Source organism: Nostoc sp. JL33 (genome assembly GCF_017114985.1).
GTDB lineage: Bacteria > Cyanobacteriota > Cyanobacteriia > Cyanobacteriales > Nostocaceae > Nostoc.
The window spans coordinates 9,075-26,129 of the sequence record NZ_JABXKP010000037.1; the positions used below are offsets into that span (position 1 = coordinate 9,075).

Sequence of the window (17,055 nt, forward strand, 5' to 3'; positions counted from 1 at the left end):
GGTGATTTGACTATTAAAACTAATACCTTATTAGTGCGAGATGGGGCACAAGTGGGCGCTGGTACTTATGGTAAGGGCAAGGGGGGAAATTTAACCGTTGATGCCCAAAATGTTCAGATCATTGGTGAATCAGTAGATGGTCAATTTTTCAGTGTGTTGGGTACTGTCACACAGCGAGACTCAACAGGAGATGCGGGTGATTTGACTATTAAAACTAATACCTTATTAGTGCGAGATGGGGCACAAGTGGCTGCTGGTACTTATGGTAAGGGTAAGGGGGGAAATTTGACCGTTGATGCTCAAGACGTGAAAGTAATTGGTACAGACATCAAAGGTCGTTTAAGTCGCTTGAATACTGAGACACAGAAAGACTCAACAGGGGATGCAGGTGATTTGACTATTAAAACTAATACTTTATTAGTGCGAGATGGGGCACAAGTGAGCGCTGGTATTAATGGTAAGGGCAAGGGGGGAAATTTAACCGTTAATGCCCAAGATGTCCAACTGATTGGTATAAGTGCAGATAATCAATTTCCCAGTGGATTGTTTGCTTCCACAGTGGCTAACTCAACAGGAGATGCAGGTGATTTGACTATTAAAACTAATACTTTGCTAATTAGAAATGGGGCACAGGTGAGTACTTCTACATTTGATGTGGGCAAGGGGGGAAATTTGACCATTGATGCCCAAGACGTGCAAATCATTGGTACAAGCACCAATAGTCTGGTTGCCAGTGCTTTGTTGACTTCCGCAGACGTAAACTCAACAGGGGATGCAGGTGATTTGACTATTAAGACTAATACCTTATTAGTGCGAGATGGGGCACAAGTGGGTGCTGGTACTTATCGTAAGGGCAAGGGGGGAAATTTAACCGTTGATGCCCAAGACGTCCAACTGATTGGTATAAGTGCCAATGGTCAGTTTGCGAGTGGCTTAGATACTTCCGTACAGCCAAATTCATCAGGGGATGCGGGTGATTTGATGATTAAAACTAATACCCTGCTAGTGCGAGATGGGGCACAGGTGGGTACTGGTACATTTGGAGCAGGCAAGGGTGGAAATTTAACCGTTGATGCCCAAGACGTGCAAATCATTGGTATTGGTATAAGTGTCGATGGTCAGGTTGTCAGTGCCTTGGGTGCTTCAGCACAGCCAAACTCAACAGGGGATGCGGGTGATTTGAATATTAAAACTAATACCTTATTAGTGCAAGATGGAGCTGGAATAACCGTCCAAGGTTTGGGAACAGGAACCGCAGGCAACATGACATTAAATTCTCGCTTCATCCGTTTAAATAACAACGCTTTACTTAGCGGTAACACACAAAGTTCTAAAGTTGACCCCAATAGGGAGCAAGCAACAATTAATATTAACTCACAAGATTTAATAATGAGTCGCAATAGCAACATCAGAACTAACGCCAGAGGTGAAAAGGTCATTGGCGGCAACATCAACATTAACACCGATTTTCTCATTGGTTATGAAAATAGCGATATCAGGGCCGATTCTGCTAACTTCCGTGGCGGGAATGTGCGAATCAATGCCCAAGGTATTTTCGGTATACAGTTCCGAGATGTAGCATCTGATAAAACAAGTGATATCACCGCAACAGGAGCAAGTTCTGAGTTAAGTGGTAATGTAGAAATCAACACACCTGATGTAGACCCTAACACTGGCTTAGTCAACCTGCCAACAATAGCAGCTGACACCTCTGTAGCACAGACTTGTCAAGCTGGTGGAAGTTTAGCTAAGAGCAGTTTTACAATCACTGGACGCGGCGGCTTGCCACCTAACCCAGGTGAAGCTCTTAACACTGATGCAGTGCAGGTAGATTTGGTGACTCTCAATCCAAAGGGCGATCGCCCCGATCGCTCCTTTGTTCCCAGCAAAATAACTACCGCCGCACCAGAACCCATCATAGAAGCTACTGGTTTGGCGCTAAACCAAAAAGGGGAAGTCGTCCTGACAGCAAATCTTCCCACCACTACGCCCCATAGTCCTTGGTTGAAGCCTGCATCTTGCAGAGCAATTCGTAATTTGTAATTTGTAATTTAAGAAAGTCAGATTGCAATCTGGTTTTTTTCATCGACTTGCAATGGCATTGTATCGACTGACAATGCGATCGGATCACCTTACAATCCCATTGTATCGACCTGCATAAATGAGCTTACCTTACTCACTTTCTAAATTGCAGCACTCCACCTTTGGTTCAGTTGCAAAATCATTCAAACCAACAGCTTGCAACAGCGCCGTCCAAGAAGTATCTTGCGAATTGGTGCGACGCAATTCACTAGCAGCACTCAGCGCTTCGTACCAAATACCATTCGCAGCATAAAGGCTTACCTGCTGGCGTGGTGTTGCTTTTTCCAATTGACTTTTCAAAGCAGGCTTTAGTTGCTCCCGTTTTACATAGCCTTCAAGATTAGCAATAATTTGCTTATCCTTCTGACAGTAGATGTTAAAATACCATCGGTATTGCTTGCCAATCCCTAAAGGTGCTGCTTTTGATGGCAAGCGAAGGTTTACTACTCCTGGTGTCCCCGTTAAAGAAGTTTTGTAAATAGTCTGATTTTGTGCTTCATCTTCTAGCACAAACTCTCCAGATGCAAAGTTCGATGCATAAGGAACATAAAATAAGAAACTAGGATGCTCTGCGATCGTTGTTCCAAACACCAATTCTGAATTTGCATAAATGGGCACCAAAGCTGTGAGCCGCTTTGAAGAAGAACTTAAGGGCTTGTTCACATTCTGACTACAGCCACGGCTACCTGCTTCCGCTCGCTTACCTGGTTCCCCGATGTCTGGTGGTGGGGGCGGTGCAGCAAAAATTAATGATTGATTTAATTGTTCCTTGGAATTTCCAGGCTGTGCCTGCACTTGTATACAGCTAAGAAGTGTTAAACTGATAGCGAGGAAAAGTTGAATCTTTTGCACAAACAATTTCATCTGTTTTATAGCTCAAGTTGTAGAAATCAGTTGTCGCTGACTTTGTTGTGAAGATAGATAAATCGCTACTGTGCCACCAGTAAGCACTAAAACTAAGGTTGACGGAACCAGGGGAACCCAAATGCCTTGGTAAAAGAGAATTAAGCAAACAATGTACAAGCCCCCAAGTATGCCTCCTCCTGCTAGTAATAGATATAGTCTTGATCGATCGCGCCAAGGGAATGTCTGCAATACCACAAAAGCGAGTGTCTGCGACACGGCTACGCCGAACGCACCTCCAACCACAGCCCAACCCCAAATCCACAACAGTTCACCCCAAACAGGCAAAGCTGATATCAAAGGTCGCCCATCCATCACAGCACTTACCAGCTGACTCACCATTTGCGCTTGCAAAATCACTCCTGGTATTTCTTGAGAATAACCCTGCCCAGTTATATAAGGCGTAGGACTATAATCACGGAAGCTTTGGGCGGTGGTACCAATGAGAACAATTCGGTCTTTAACTTGTTCCGGGTTGACCTTTCCTCTAAGAACATCTGTGAGTGTGACTTTAGGAGCAAATTCTAAAGGAGAACCTTGGTAAGAGCGGTAATTAAGTAATATTTGATAGCCCCCTGTATCCACTTGTTGATAGCCTCCCATGTGGAATTCTCCTTTGGAGACACTTCGCGATCGCAACCGTTTAAAAACCTTCTCACCTAGCTGTAAATCCCCAGAAGTAGTGTATTTAGCAAAAATTCCCTCCTTCTCCAGATAGTGGAATGCCAGTTGGGCATTAAGGGCGTAGGGTGCGGTACAAAGAGACGTTGGATCTGCTGGTTGCATTGCCAATAAATGGCGACGCACAACATTGTCTGAGTCTGGAACAATATCACTAAATCCTTGACGTTGTGGCGAAACTCCCTTTGGAGGAGGAACTCCTGGGTAGTTTTGTGTGCGATCGCTAACTTTGCAAATTCCAAAGAAATTGTCATCAGTTTTCCAACGAGTCGTTAAAAAAGCTTGGTTAGGTTGTACCGGATCGCTACGATAAATATCCAAGCCAATGGTTCGGGCTTGCAGTTGAGCTAGTTTGTCCAAAAGTTTCGCCAGTGCAAGATTTGATAGCGATCCACTTCTTTGCTTTTGCTCTGGTAGGTAAAGATCGTCTTCGGTGACAGTGACTATTAACAGGCGCGAATCTTGCTTTTCTTGGGGACGCGATCGCATGAATTTGTCATAGAATAGCAACTCCCATGTTTGCAATCCTCCTTGATGTCTTACACCCAGTACACCAACAGTTATCAGCAGACTCAACAGTAGCAAAGTTCCAAGGCGGCGAGTCTTAGGAATCCGCAGCTTTGCCCAAGTCATTGGCACTACGGCAGGATGTTCGCTAATCACTGGTAACCAACTTGCACCTGGATATTCCTTTTCTATTCCTTTGAGCCTTTGTCTGGCAGTGCGAACCGCAGCATATATAGATTGTCCTGATGAAAAAACCTCCAGAAAATGCTTCAAAAATTTTTGAGCTACCTTATCTGGCACTGGTTCCCGCATGACAATAATTTGTGGAATCTGCAAATCTTGTAGTTCCCGCGCTAATCCTAATCCATCACAGGAGTTAAAAATTGCTAATTGCAACCCGTTGGCAACAGCATTTCTTAGGGCATATCTAAGTTGATCAATTGTTAATTTATCTGTCTTATTAATATATATACAACTAGTTTCACCCTCGCTCTTGCTATGACCTGCAAAAAATAAGATATTCCAAGGTTGTTTCCACAATTTGTCGTCAATGTCTGAATATTCAGGTTCTACTAAAAAAGTTGTAGCGGCATCAGGTAATTTTTCTAGTAACTGGCGGTCTTGCTCTACATCAATACCCTCACTATCGCCTAAAATTGCCAAAATTCTAATTTTATTTCTAAAGGGGGATGTCTGCGATACGGCTGTTACTGGTTCTGATTCTGGAACACTGAGAACAACTTCAGCTTTGAGGTAATCCCGATCTACCAAATCCCACAAATGCCAGGGAAGTTTCTTGAGTTGCAAACAATGAGTGCGAATCAGCACTCGTATTTCTTCATCTGGCATCAAGTGTTTGAGCCATTTTTCCCGCACGGGACGAAAAGACTCTGACAGCAACCAGTTATTTAAATACTCCCGCACCTCACTAGCTTTTGTATCGCACTCCTTACGTCGCTGGGAGATAGAACCATCGTAAATAATTTTTTTGGCTTTGATACGGGTAAATTTCCACAAGCTGCGATATGTGAACTGCCACTGGTCAATTGCTGTTGCCATATCTAGATTGGGAGGCAGCTTGCCAGTAGTTTCTGTAGTCGGGCGTTTGCCCTCTTCCCCAATCTCCAGCGTTACCTGCACGCCTAAGTGCAAATCGCCATCTAGCTTCAGCACAACTAACTTTCTCATTGGCAGCACCCCTGCTGTTGTTCTTAACAAATGATAAAATTTTCTGTAATGCTGATATCTTCCAGAGCAAGTTTAACGCTAAAATGTTCTCCTACCTCACAACTAAATTCCAATTGAATATTCTTATTGCTGCTTCTTGTTTGGGCTTCCATCACAGATGCTCCCTCAAAATCCAGCACCATTAGATGGAGATTTGGTGGCAGATAATGTTGTCCATTTGTCGGATGTACTTCTACGATAATGTCCATTTCTTGCTCGTTGCCTTGAGGCAGGGTAACGACTAAAACCACTGCGCGTTGGCGTAGCCCGCCGTAGGCATCGCTCAAAAGTTTTCCTAAATTAATCAGCTTGCCCCTACTAATAAAAGTACCTCCTCCACTTCTCAGACTCCAAGCTGGATTAACACCTTGAGTACGTAAAAGAGTCTCAATTTCTTGCCAACCAGCTTCAAAAATATTCTCCAACCATTGCTTCAAGTTAACTAAATTTTGATTGCAGTCCAGCGAATTATCAGCTATTTCAGCAAGCTGGGATTGAGAAAGTTCTTCTAGATATTCCAATAGACTGTCTAAAGGTTGCAATTGGTTAATGGGTAATAAATCAATTTTTACCTGCTTGACAAATCCCAACAACTTCGCTTCTCTAAATGATTTGCTGATCTGCACAGCTACATAGCCAATTCGATTTGACTGTACTTCCGGTGACACATAAACAAATTGTGCATCTTCTAATACTGGGCGGCATTCTAACAAGCCCAAGTTTTTTAGCGACAAATCAGCGACATCCATAAGTGTCTGGTGTATGGCATTCCAACTGTCACTTTTATTCAAGTCTGTCTCAAATCCCATGCAACATAGATAATAATTTACGAAAGACACAGACAAAGTATTGAGAAAAACTTGTTCACCTTTTGCTTGCGTGGCTTGTTGTCTGCGTAACTCTTCTGCTCGATGTCTTCCATCCAGAGGTATCGGGGCTGAAAATGTTAAAATATCCATGATTTTGCCAAACTAATTGAATTTTATTAAATATATAAATATTCATGAAATTTATTAGCAAATTTTTTTAAACAACGTTGGTAAAAATTATGTAAAGATGTGATTCCAATACCCCATTCTGCCGAAATATCTTTCCAGGAAATGCCAGAACATCTTCTTTGAGCTATAGCTTGAAAGTTTGCCTCTGGATGACCTTTGATGTGTTCCTTGCAAAAAATTAATTCTGGGTCAGTTTCTATACATTCTCTTACTTGTTCAAATAAAGACATAGGTTGAGATGAGGGTATATTTTCCAAATGAGAGTTTTCGAGATTTATTTCATTTTCTTTCCTGATAACTTTGGGGATAGCCTCTGGAAAAAAACGCTTACTTAGTAGCATATTTACCCAGGTCATGACTTCGCCGCGTTCTGGGTCATACTTATTAATATTGTTATCTTGACAAAGATGGAAAAATAAATTTTGTACTGCCTCATCGTAGATATCTTCATAAAGTAGTTGAAATTGACCTTTATAAGGACGAACAAGCTTACCTGACTGCCAAATAGCGTTAATCAGCCGTGTTAAAGCTATCCGCTTTCCCTTGGTTAGGTGTGTGTATTGTTGGGCTGCGATCGCTAATTCTTTAAGTTGTCCATCTAGCTGTTTTCTCCAGTCGTTAGTCATAAAAGACCTCGAATCAGAACGCACCAAGTTGCGGATTTATATATATCTCATGTATGGATCGCGACTTTTACACAAACCAGCGACAATTGTTACAAAACTTTTCCCTCATCCATTTACCTGGGGATCATTAGTGATAGCCGAAGATAAAATTAGTTTGTCAATTAGGAATGTTACTGAAAATTAATAATATTTTTAGTATAAAATTAACATCTTAAGGCAAGAATCAATGATATCATGTCCGGGTAATTAGTTATGATTCCATAGTCATTGCACCCCACACGCCAAATGCTTCTCCCTACAGCCCTTCTCAAGACAGGAGACGCTGTTCGGGCATCGGCAGACGCTAGCCACGCGCGTGAGAGAGAAGGGGAGACGCGCAAGGGACAAGTCGGCAGGGCGCAAGGGCGCACTGGCTCCCCTTAATCCTCTGAATACTTATAAATCGAGAATCCTCTAACCAGGAGACATAGTATGGTAATGTCCTTGGGCGCTGACTCTACGAGTACAGCACGAGCTGACCAATTTCACGGGAGCCTTATATTACTGTTACAAATCCAAATCAAGGGTGAATGTTTCACTATCAGGCTCTTCTGGTTTAGAGTCTTTATATGGCTCTTTAGTCGGCTGCTGGAGTTTATTTTCGTCAGTAGTAAGCGGGGTGAAAGCTACTTGTTGTGTGGGTAATCTAGCCTTTATGAAAACAAAATAGCAATCAATCATAAAGTAAATAGTCTCCAGGTAACTCTTGCCTAGTAGCTGTGATTCTGCAAATATCCGCTCACGGTAGCTATCTTTGATCCGAACTTTTTCTGGAGCCAAGTCTTGTTTGTCTGTCATTGTTATAACTTACCAGATGTAGTTGTTGGATTCTTGCTCAGGATGGTTTTTGCAATTTCTAGAAGCCCAAAAACATTAGCTTCCACCGGATTGTCCAAAATTTTGAAACCGTTCTTCTCTAATAGCTTCTTAAATCCTGGTAACAGGCAGCCTCCACCAATCGCCCAGATTTCATCCCCTTGGTGCTTGGCATCAAGTGTCAGATTCACGGTTTTCTTTAAGTATTTTTCATACCAATATTTCAAGCAAGCGCTGTAGACATCTTTGATATCGATGTCACGGCTGTACCTGGTATGTCCCATTTCCAGACAATATCGGATTTTGGATGCATCCCCGATTTTTCCCCCATTTAGATGTTTCATTTTTAGGGAAATATCATCAATGAGAACTTCTACACCAATGGGGTAGGCAGTGTGAACTTCTCGTTTCCCCTGATTGTAACGAGAATACAGAGTCGTACCATTACCAAAGTCTAAAATGGTTAATTTTTTGGGTAGTTTATGCCCAAACAATGCACCCATCCCCTCTAATACAACTTTCAGGACTTCTATTTTCACGTCTGATCGTTTTCCAGCAAGTATCGGCTGATATTCTCCATTTAGTACTTTTTCTAATTCGTCAGCCAGATCAACATCATGTAAGCTGACGACTAATTTTAAATGCCAAGCCTTACGGTGTGGTAGATGTGCCAATGCACCTAATAATGTCAACAACGCATTATTGACTTTGTTCTCATTGTTATCTGTGTTGCGGTCAAAATGATAACCTGTGCGGAAAGCTGATTCTCCGACTGTGTAAGCATTACCGTTAAAAACTACCCGTCCTGGCACATTTTCCATCTCGGCTGTGGAAATATAACTGGGAACACGAACTACTTCAAAACCATCGACTAAAAGTTTTAGGCTTCCGTAACCATTATCAAAGCCAGCAGGAAAAATTTTTTGCAAGGCGTGAATGTTTGGCATAGGCTTCAGGGTAATACGCTTTGATTTGTGAAAGTTATCTGTTCAGGTGATCTGGGGAAGGAGCGGGGGAGAGGGAGAATTAAAACAGTTATTAGCGTTTACTGCTAGAAATTGAGGACTCTGACTTTCAGCAGAATACATTAGCTTTTCTTACACTGATAACTAATCACTAATCATTGTTAATGCAAACATTTTCCCTTGCTCCTTACATCTACAACCTCAAGAGCTTATCATAACCCCTTGGGGACTAAGTGGGGCACAAAATTTTAAATCGTTAAATATACCCTATAAAGCCCCTATATGTACTACTCAAAGGTGTTAAGGGTTATCACTCTCCAAATCTTTTTGGGGTAATCATAGCCCCTATATATACCCTTTATGGCCTATATTAACAATTTGTGAAGTTTTTTTATGAACGCGGCAGAAATTAACTTAGGGACTGACAAATAAAAAAATATTCAATTATTTATTGTGGGGTGGGCGACACGAGAGCCCAGTTTATATGGCTCTCGTGTCGCCCACCCCACAAGTAGTAGTAATTTATTTCTTGGAGTTCCCTTAGATGGGGCACGTTCGTGGATGTGTTTGACGGAACCATCACGCTTCCTACAGTTATGTTTCCGGCTAGTGTAGAATTGTGCGGGCTTTCATCCTCAAGGCGCATGGCGCTATGTACAATAATCCTTAGCTGCTTTTAAAATGGGAAATGTATACGGTAAAAGAATTTCAGCGATTATAGGAGAATGTGCAGATACAGCACCCGTCAGTACTGTTTCCCAACCAAAGAGTATTTTCACAAATGCGATCGCTCACGTTTAACTTTCTTAAACTTCTGATCAGATTTCAGTTTCCTACTGTTGAGAAAATTACAACCAATCAATTAGCTCAATTACTATTAGATCCTGCAAAGCCACGGCCCTTACTGCTAGATGCACGAAGTCAAGCAGAGTATGCCGTAAGCCATATCGAAACAGCAGTGCGTATAGATCCTCTAAAACCTGACTTAGCAGCACTTTCAACAGTTTCAAAAGATAGACTAATTGTTGTGTATTGTGCTGTCGGCTACCGGAGCGCAAAATTAGCCCAACAGCTTGATGAAGCCGGGATGAAGTGCATTTATAACTTAAGTGGTGGGATTTTTCAGTGGGCAAATGAAGGGAGGCTCATCTTTAAAGACGAGCATCTGACACAGCTTGTACATCCTTATAATGCAATATGGGGAAAACTGCTAAAAGCTACTTACCATGCTCAAGAGTAGTAAATTTCAAGTAAATACGTAAGCCCTAGCATCAAATTGCTAATCAAAAAGTGGCTCAGATGGCCAGATTTTTCTTTGGACTAAAGCCCAATACAGTTCAGTTAAGCAATTTTTTCCTTCTCTTTCTTTTCTCTCTGTGTCGCGCCAGTTGCTTCTCCCAGGGGGAGACGCTGCGCGAACAAGTCTCTTAACCCGCCACCCGCCCAACGCACTGGCTTCTCTGCGCCTCTGTGGTAGCCTGCGGCAAGCCGCTCCGCGTCTACGTTAAAAAAAACGACTTTGACAAAGAGTGCTAGCCTTAACCCAAGCGTATTGGACTAAAGCCCATCAACATTGAGCAAGTAGAATAAAAGCAACGATAAAACTACTCAAGCTGCATGTCTCAAGTTTCGATTGTCATTCCGACTTTAAACGAAGCAGTTAGCTTAGGGCGTACATTGCGCCAACTGACTTTACTTAATCCGCCTGCTTTTGAAGTGATAGTGGTAGATGGTGGGAGCGAAGATCAGACACTGACAGTTGCAAAGCAATGCTTTGGGTCATTCAATCAGCCGCTATGTGTACAAGTTCTCTCATCTGAATGCCGTGGGCGTTCTATTCAGATGAATTACGGAGCATCGGCTGCAACTGGAGATATTCTTTGCTTTCTTCATGCAGACACTTGGGTGCCAGATGACCTAATCACTCTAATAGAGCAAACCCTAGCAGAGCCAACCATTGCCTGTGGGGGGTTTATTTCTCTGATGAGTGGCTCTCAAACGACTCGCTGGGGTATCTCTCTACATAATTATCTAAAAACCTATTATGCACCACTGCTATTTAAACCTCACCTGTTTTTTCGAGGATTACGTCTGTTGTTTGGAGATCAGGTTATGTTTTGTCGTCGGACTGACTTTTGGGATTGCGACGGATTTGATCAGGCATTGCCGATTATGGAGGATGGAGATTTATGCTTAAAATTGGTTAAAAAAGGACGTATTTATCAGGTGAATCGTATTGTTCAGTCTTCAGATCGCCGCGTAGCAAAATGGGGTAGCTTCAAAGCAACTGCAATTTACCTTTACATTGGGATTTTGTGGGGGATTGGCGCTGATGCAAATTATCTCAAACAATTTTATCAAGATATTCGCTGATTTAAGCTCCAGTCATAGTAGAGATAGGAAATTGGCGTTGAGGCATTCATTGGCAGGTCTGTTTCTAGGTAGGAGCGGATATATTCTGGAATGGAGGATGTAACCTTGAGAAAGTCTTGACGATACCATTTAAAGATTTTGCTACAGTAAAGGGTTTTACTATCTGAGTCATAACGGACTTTTCCTGGATTGTTAATGAAGCGACGCGCATCTTCATCTAACTGCTGAGTAACTTGTTCAGGAAAATAAGCTCCAGCACGCAGTAACGGGCAACCAACGGAAGCGCAGACAATTGCAAAATGAATTCGTGGCTCTTGTAATTTATCTCGCAGAAGAGAGTTCTCTATTTGGGCTAAACTGTAACGTTCGCCAAATATATAATAAGCACGACGTTGGAAGAACCACAAAAAAGTCAGCCAGTTGGGAATGCCTAAGATTCGCGGACGAATTGACTCAAGCGGGTATCTCTCCAAAATTGTCGAAATAGTGAATGCATTGTAAAGGTTAATCCATAATGCCAATTGCTCAAAAGTGTTGCAATTAGATGTAAAAGCCAGATTTTTTTCAGTTGACAACCAATCTGCGATCGCTTGAGGTTGTTCCGTTTTCCAAGCAATATAGTCTACACGACCCTGTTGATCAACATACTGACGCAACAACTTATCCCAAGGTTCAAAATCAATCATTATCACTGTCTTGATATGTTAGCCGTTGTTTTTACTTATACTAACCCCAATTGAAACATGAGAAAATACGGTGATTAAAATAGGACTTACGCAAGAGTTACGGAAAAAGGAACCACAGAGGCGCAGAGGACACAGAGAAATAGGAGTTTGAGAGATATTTTGCGTAAGTCCTATAAAATTCAACTAAAGCATTTTTTCTAAAAATTGCTTGGCTCTTTGGCACTGAGGATTTTGAAAAAATTTGTTGGGAGTAGTATCTTCTGCTAAAATCCCTTGATCGAGAAACATAATTCGACTAGCTACAACTCTAGCAAATCCCATTTCATGGGTAACAATCGCCATTGTTATCCCTGTTTGAGCTAAATCTTTTATCACTTGGAGCACATCTTTGACCATTTCTGGATCTAAAGCAGATGTGGGTTCATCAAATAGAATCATCTCTGGTGACATTGCCAAAGTGCGGGCTATAGCTACTCTTTGTTTCTGTCCCCCTGATAGTTTAGATGGAAAAACATCTGCTTTTTCTTCTAAGCCCACTTTTGTTAATAGCTCCATCCCTTTCTTTTGGGCTAAATGTCGATCTATTCCTTTCACCTTAATCGGAGCATAGGTAACATTTTGCAATACTGTCATGTGGGGAAATAGATTAAAGTGTTGAAACACCATCACTAGCTGTTGACGAACCTTAGCAATGTCTACCTTGGGATGAGTGATTTCTTGCTCTTGAAAATAGATTCTGCCTTTAGTGGGGCGTTCTAGCAAGTTCATGCACCGCAGAAAGGTCGATTTCCCCGAACCAGAAGGCCCAAGAATAGCAACAACTTCCCCTTGGCGAATCTCTGTAGAAATATCTTTGAGTACGTCGAGTTTGCCAAAGGATTTACACAAGAATTCTGTCCGAATTACGACTTTATTCACTTTGTCTTAACTTCCTTTCTAAAACGGATGCACTTCTAGTCAATCCCATAACTAAAATATAGTAGATTAACCCCGCAAACAGCAGAGGTTCAAAGTATATATATTTATTTGCACCAACAATTTGGGCACTACGTAATATTTCCACTACACCAATTGTTGATACCAAAGCTGAGTCTTTCAACAGTCCAATAGTTTCATTCACCAATGCAGGTAGAATGTTCTTCAATGCTTGGGGCAAAATTATATCCCACATCATCAAATGATAAGGAACACCCATAGACATCGCCGCCTCAGTTTGCCCTTTGTCTACTGCTTGAATTCCACCCCGAATGGTTTCTGACATATAAGCCCCAGAGTTGAGGGTAAAAGTTAGCACCCCTGCTTCTAAAGCCGAGATATCATAACCTGTTAGCTGGGGTGTGGCATAGTAAACCAAAGCCAACTGTAACAGTAGGGGCGTGCCTCGAAATACAGAGGTGTAGGCGTTGGCAAGCCAGGTGAAGGGTTTGATGCCAGTGATTTTGCACAAAGAAAGAACTGTACCCCAAATTAACCCAAGAAATACTGACAAGAGCGTAAACAACAACGTCAAAGGGATACCTTTGAGGATAAAAGGAATGTCTGGGATAATTCTGGTAAAGTCTAGATTCAGCCCGCCTTTAGCAGGAGATTCAGAAGAGGTAGCGGCTGTTTTCGTTTGCGAAAACCACTTGGTGACTAATTTTTCTAGTTCTTTTTTGGACTTCATTTGTTGTAGAACTTTATTAAAAGGTTCTATTAAGCCCGAACCTTTAGGAAAAGCGATCGCCGAGCCACTTTCCTGATCTGAGGGAATAACGTTAAACTCTAAATCTGTGTTGGCTTGGGCGAATCCTCTGGCTACGGTGTCCTCAACAATTGCTGCATCAATTCGCCCCGACTTGATTTCCTGAATTATTTCTGGTACTCTATTAAGTTGTTTTAGCTGAATCCCTGTAACTTTTTGGGCAATTTTTTTAGCATTTTGCTCTTGGATAGTCCCCAGTTGTACCCCGATTTTTTTAAAAGCTAGGTCTTGGATATGTTTGAGATTGCTATTTTTGGGAGCGACAATCGTATCTTTCGCTTGGTAATAAATAATTGAAAAATCAACATTTTTCTGACGTTCTGGGGTGGGAGTCATGCCAGCCATAACAAAATCAGCCCGCTTCGCTTGCAGTGCCGGAATTAATCCATTAAAATCTGATTCTATTACCTGGAGTTTAAATCCTAGTTCTTGAGCAAGAGTCTTGGCTATATCTACATCAAAGCCAACAATTTGTCTTTCACCCCCCTTTGTATCATAAAACTCATAAGGTGGATAATCTGGGGAAGTAACCATCGTCAGCGTGTCTTTGCCTAAAGATGAAGCTGCTTTTAGAGAATGGCTATAGCCTGTGATGCTAATAATCAATACCATCGTTGTAAGCAACATCGTTAAGAACCATACTTTTCTTTGATTCATGAACTTGATAATTATTTAGGGAAACAGTGTATAGCTCTCCAATATGAATACTAGCCAGTAATTAAAGTAAAGAAGTCAGTAATCGAGAGGCTCTCAGTTTCTATAGCTATGAATACTTCATTTGCTTCTATGACGGGAGATATGAACGAGAATTCTTTGAGATGCACCCCTAACAGGCGATCGCCTGTTAGGGGATAACTGTTAATCTACCTAATTTTGGGCTTAACCGATAAGTATTGAGAGCAAATGTGCTATAAGGTAATTTTGACTCGAAAATAATTTTTTGTCAGATGCAACAGTACTATAACCGAATATGAGTGTCAAAAGCTACTTAACCCAACATCTTTGATTTGCTCTGCTCTGTTATTCTTATAAAATAAAATTTTTTGGTTTTGAGTGTTTCTCCCACTTATGTCAACCAAGTATGCGGAAGGTTAAGAAGGCATTTTTAGAAGTTTCTTAAGGCGTTGATGGAATAGTGCGATCGCCCCTGGTAGTGGTTTTTAGCGAATCCCCGACTTGACTGTAAGCAGAGATGATTTCCCAATCCTTCAACTCCAGAAATGCCCTGTTCCCTTATCCAATGCAATTTCAAATTAAGGTAAATGGCCAAAATAGCTTTATGATTCTTTACCAGACGCATATTTGAAGTTATTTAGGTCTACTACCAACCAAAATATTCTCAAGCTTATTTTAAAGCATAGTAAATGGTGAATCATTTTTAGGTGATTCGTGCAATGCTTGTATTGAGGTTATTCCAGAGTCAAAGAAAGTGCAGGGAGATGAAAAAGTATGGCTGAACATCTATTTAATGACCAACTGAGTTTAGAAGAACAAACTGAAAAACTCGGAAAGCAAGCAGTAAGCTTGGGTTTGATTCCCAGCTTTGTGGTGCATTACTTTCCCGATACCTGGATATTTTATATACCAAATGAAAGTGAATCAGAAGCGCTGACACCAGAAGAGGCATACTTTCGTTTAAAACAACTAGTTGAACAGTAGATATTTTGACGACAAATTTTTGAAGATAAGACTAGGCACTGTAATTGTTAAGTAACAGTAGTTATGGCGAAACCTGCAATTTTAACCGTCGATGATGATCCAGAAGTGTTGCAAGCGGTGTCACGAGACTTGCGGCATCAGTATGGCGATCGCTTCCGCATTGTCCGGGCAGATTCCGGTATTGCCGCTTTGGAGATGGTGCAGCAACTAAAATTGCGGAATGAAACAGTTGCTCTATTTTTGGTTGATCAAAGAATGCCCCAAATGGGAGGTGTGGAGTTTCTTGAACAGGCAAAAAACATCTTTCCTGATGCAAAACGTACTTTGCTAACGGCATATGCAGATACGAATGCAGCCATTAAGTCAATTAATAGTGTCAGACTTGATTACTACTTACTTAAGCCCTGGAATCCACCAGAAGAACGGCTATATCCGGTTTTAGATGATTTGCTAGATGACTGGCTAGCTGGATTCCGCCCACCTTTTGAAGGTATTCGAGTTATTGGTAATCGCTGGTCGCCTTTTTCCCATCAGGTGAAAGACTTCCTAGCGCGTAACCAGATTCCATACAAGTGGTTAGATATTGAACTGGAGCCAGATGCAGAAAAATTAGTAGAATACGCCCAAGCTGATGGCAGACAGCAATTGCCCCTGGTGCTATTTGCCGATGGTTCCCGATTAATCCAACCATCTAATTTAGAGATTGCCGCTAAAATTGGACTGCAAACCCAGGCAGAACGCCCCTTTTATGACTTGGCGATCGTCGGTGCTGGCCCTGCCGGACTGGCAGCCGCCGTTTATGGCGCTTCCGAAGGACTGAGTACTGTCCTAATTGAGCGTGAAGCACCGGGCGGACAAGCAGGTACGAGTTCACGCATTGAGAACTATCTGGGGTTTCCTGTTGGCTTGAGCGGCAGCGATTTGGCCAGGCGGGGAGTCACTCAGGCGCGACGATTTGGGGTGGAGATTCTCACTCCTCAAGTAGTAACTGGGGTTAAGCTGCAAGATCCTTATCGGGTTTTGCAATTGGCGGATGGCAGCGAGATTAGTTGCCATGCACTTTTAGTTGCAACGGGTGTTTCCTACCGTTGGCTAAATGTCCCAGGAGCCGAGAAGCTTACAGGGGCAGGAATTTATTACGGTGCTGCGATGACTGAGGCGATCGCCTGTAGCAATGAAGAGGTTTACTTGGTAGGCGGGGCAAACTCTGCCGGACAGGCAGCAATGCATTTTTCTAAGTATGCCAGCAAAGTGATCATATTGGTACGGGGAGAATCGCTCTCATTGAGCATGTCCCAATACTTGATTGACCAGATTGCGGCTACTGAAAATATTAAAGTTTGCACAGGTTGCAGCGTCGTGGAAGTGAAGGGAGATGAACATCTAGAAGAAATTGTCATTGCCCATGCCAAGACTGGACAAATCGAAACCCTGCCAGCGCGATCGCTTTTTATCTTCATCGGTGCTAGCCCCAAAACTGATTGGCTCGACGGCGTTATTCGGCGCGATGCTCAGGGGTTTATCATCACAGGCCCCGACTTGATGCATAATGGCAAATCTCCTCCTGGTTGGCCTTTGGAACGCTCTCCTTTTTTACTAGAATCCAACGTTCCTGGAATATTTGCAGCCGGAGATGTGCGCTTTGGGTCAATTAAGCGGGTGGCATCCGGTGTGGGTGAAGGTTCGATTGCTATTCAATTCGTTCACCGCTACCTGAGTAATGTTTAGCTGAAGCCGGAAAAACTCAGG

The 17,055-nt window shown here is 42.3% G+C and carries 14 protein-coding genes; 5 read left to right on the forward strand and 9 right to left on the reverse strand.

Annotation, left to right across the window (positions count from 1 at the left end; all coding sequences use genetic code 11):
* A partial coding sequence (locus tag HWQ23_RS08740) for a beta strand repeat-containing protein (protein WP_292826490.1) occupies window positions 1–2,043 on the forward strand: 2,043 nt, incomplete at its 5' end.
* Between the two features lie 129 nt (window positions 2,044–2,172).
* Here HWQ23_RS08740 and HWQ23_RS08745 read toward each other — a convergent pair.
* The 6 genes from HWQ23_RS08745 to HWQ23_RS08770 all read right to left on the reverse strand — a co-directional run bounded on the left by HWQ23_RS08745 (window position 2,173) and on the right by HWQ23_RS08770 (window position 8,826).
* Entirely contained in the window at window positions 2,173–2,946 is a 774-nt protein-coding gene (locus tag HWQ23_RS08745) for a DUF928 domain-containing protein (protein ID WP_292826493.1), read from the reverse strand.
* Window positions 2,947–2,958: 12 nt separating this feature from the next.
* Window positions 2,959–5,361 (reverse strand): CHASE2 domain-containing protein, encoded by a 2,403-nt coding sequence (locus tag HWQ23_RS08750; protein ID WP_292826496.1) that lies wholly within the window; start codon window positions 5,359–5,361, stop codon window positions 2,959–2,961.
* A 23-nt stretch (window positions 5,362–5,384) separates the two neighbouring features.
* Complete coding sequence (locus tag HWQ23_RS08755) at window positions 5,385–6,359, reverse strand: DUF1822 family protein (protein ID WP_292826499.1); 975 nt, start codon at window positions 6,357–6,359, stop codon at window positions 5,385–5,387.
* Between the two features lie 26 nt (window positions 6,360–6,385).
* Window positions 6,386–7,024 (reverse strand): sigma-70 family RNA polymerase sigma factor, encoded by a 639-nt coding sequence (locus HWQ23_RS08760; RefSeq protein ID WP_292826502.1) that lies wholly within the window; start codon window positions 7,022–7,024, stop codon window positions 6,386–6,388.
* 546 nt (window positions 7,025–7,570) lie between these two features.
* Window positions 7,571–7,861 (reverse strand): hypothetical protein, encoded by a 291-nt coding sequence (locus tag HWQ23_RS08765; protein ID WP_292826505.1) that lies wholly within the window; start codon window positions 7,859–7,861, stop codon window positions 7,571–7,573.
* Between the two features lie 2 nt (window positions 7,862–7,863).
* The gene (locus HWQ23_RS08770; protein ID WP_292826508.1) at window positions 7,864–8,826 is read right to left on the reverse strand and encodes a ParM/StbA family protein; all 963 of its coding nucleotides are present in this window, start codon (window positions 8,824–8,826) and stop codon (window positions 7,864–7,866) included.
* Window positions 8,827–9,571: 745 nt separating this feature from the next.
* Here HWQ23_RS08770 and HWQ23_RS08775 point away from each other — a divergent pair.
* Window positions 9,572–10,084 carry a rhodanese-like domain-containing protein gene (locus HWQ23_RS08775; protein WP_292826511.1) on the forward strand — a complete coding sequence of 171 codons (513 nt, stop codon included), beginning with the start codon at window positions 9,572–9,574 and terminating at the stop codon, window positions 10,082–10,084.
* A gap of 377 nt (window positions 10,085–10,461) precedes the next feature.
* Complete coding sequence (locus HWQ23_RS08780) at window positions 10,462–11,217, forward strand: TIGR04283 family arsenosugar biosynthesis glycosyltransferase (RefSeq protein WP_292826514.1); 756 nt, start codon at window positions 10,462–10,464, stop codon at window positions 11,215–11,217.
* Here HWQ23_RS08780 and HWQ23_RS08785 read toward each other — a convergent pair.
* The 3 genes from HWQ23_RS08785 to HWQ23_RS08795 form a co-directional block, all read right to left on the reverse strand.
* Window positions 11,202–11,903: a DUF547 domain-containing protein gene (locus HWQ23_RS08785; protein WP_292826517.1), complete on the reverse strand. Its 702-nt coding sequence runs from the start codon at window positions 11,901–11,903 to the stop codon at window positions 11,202–11,204. The genes HWQ23_RS08780 and HWQ23_RS08785 overlap by 16 nt on opposite strands.
* 183 nt (window positions 11,904–12,086) lie before the next feature.
* Window positions 12,087–12,821, reverse strand: coding sequence for an amino acid ABC transporter ATP-binding protein (locus HWQ23_RS08790; protein ID WP_292826520.1), 735 nt, complete (start codon window positions 12,819–12,821; stop codon window positions 12,087–12,089).
* On the reverse strand, window positions 12,814–14,274 hold the full coding sequence (locus tag HWQ23_RS08795) for an ABC transporter permease subunit (RefSeq protein WP_292826523.1): 1,461 nt from the start codon (window positions 14,272–14,274) through the stop codon (window positions 12,814–12,816). The genes HWQ23_RS08790 and HWQ23_RS08795 overlap by 8 nt, the downstream gene beginning before the upstream one ends.
* Window positions 14,275–15,096: 822 nt before the next feature.
* Between HWQ23_RS08795 and HWQ23_RS08800 the strand changes: the two genes are divergently transcribed.
* Together HWQ23_RS08800 and HWQ23_RS08805 are read left to right on the forward strand one after the other, a co-directional pair.
* Window positions 15,097–15,306 (forward strand): hypothetical protein, encoded by a 210-nt coding sequence (locus HWQ23_RS08800; RefSeq protein WP_292826526.1) that lies wholly within the window; start codon window positions 15,097–15,099, stop codon window positions 15,304–15,306.
* 63 nt (window positions 15,307–15,369) lie between these two features.
* Window positions 15,370–17,034, forward strand: a complete 1,665-nt coding sequence (locus tag HWQ23_RS08805; RefSeq protein ID WP_292826529.1) for an FAD-dependent oxidoreductase — start codon at window positions 15,370–15,372, stop codon at window positions 17,032–17,034.
* The last annotated feature ends 21 nt before the right edge of the window (window positions 17,035–17,055 follow it).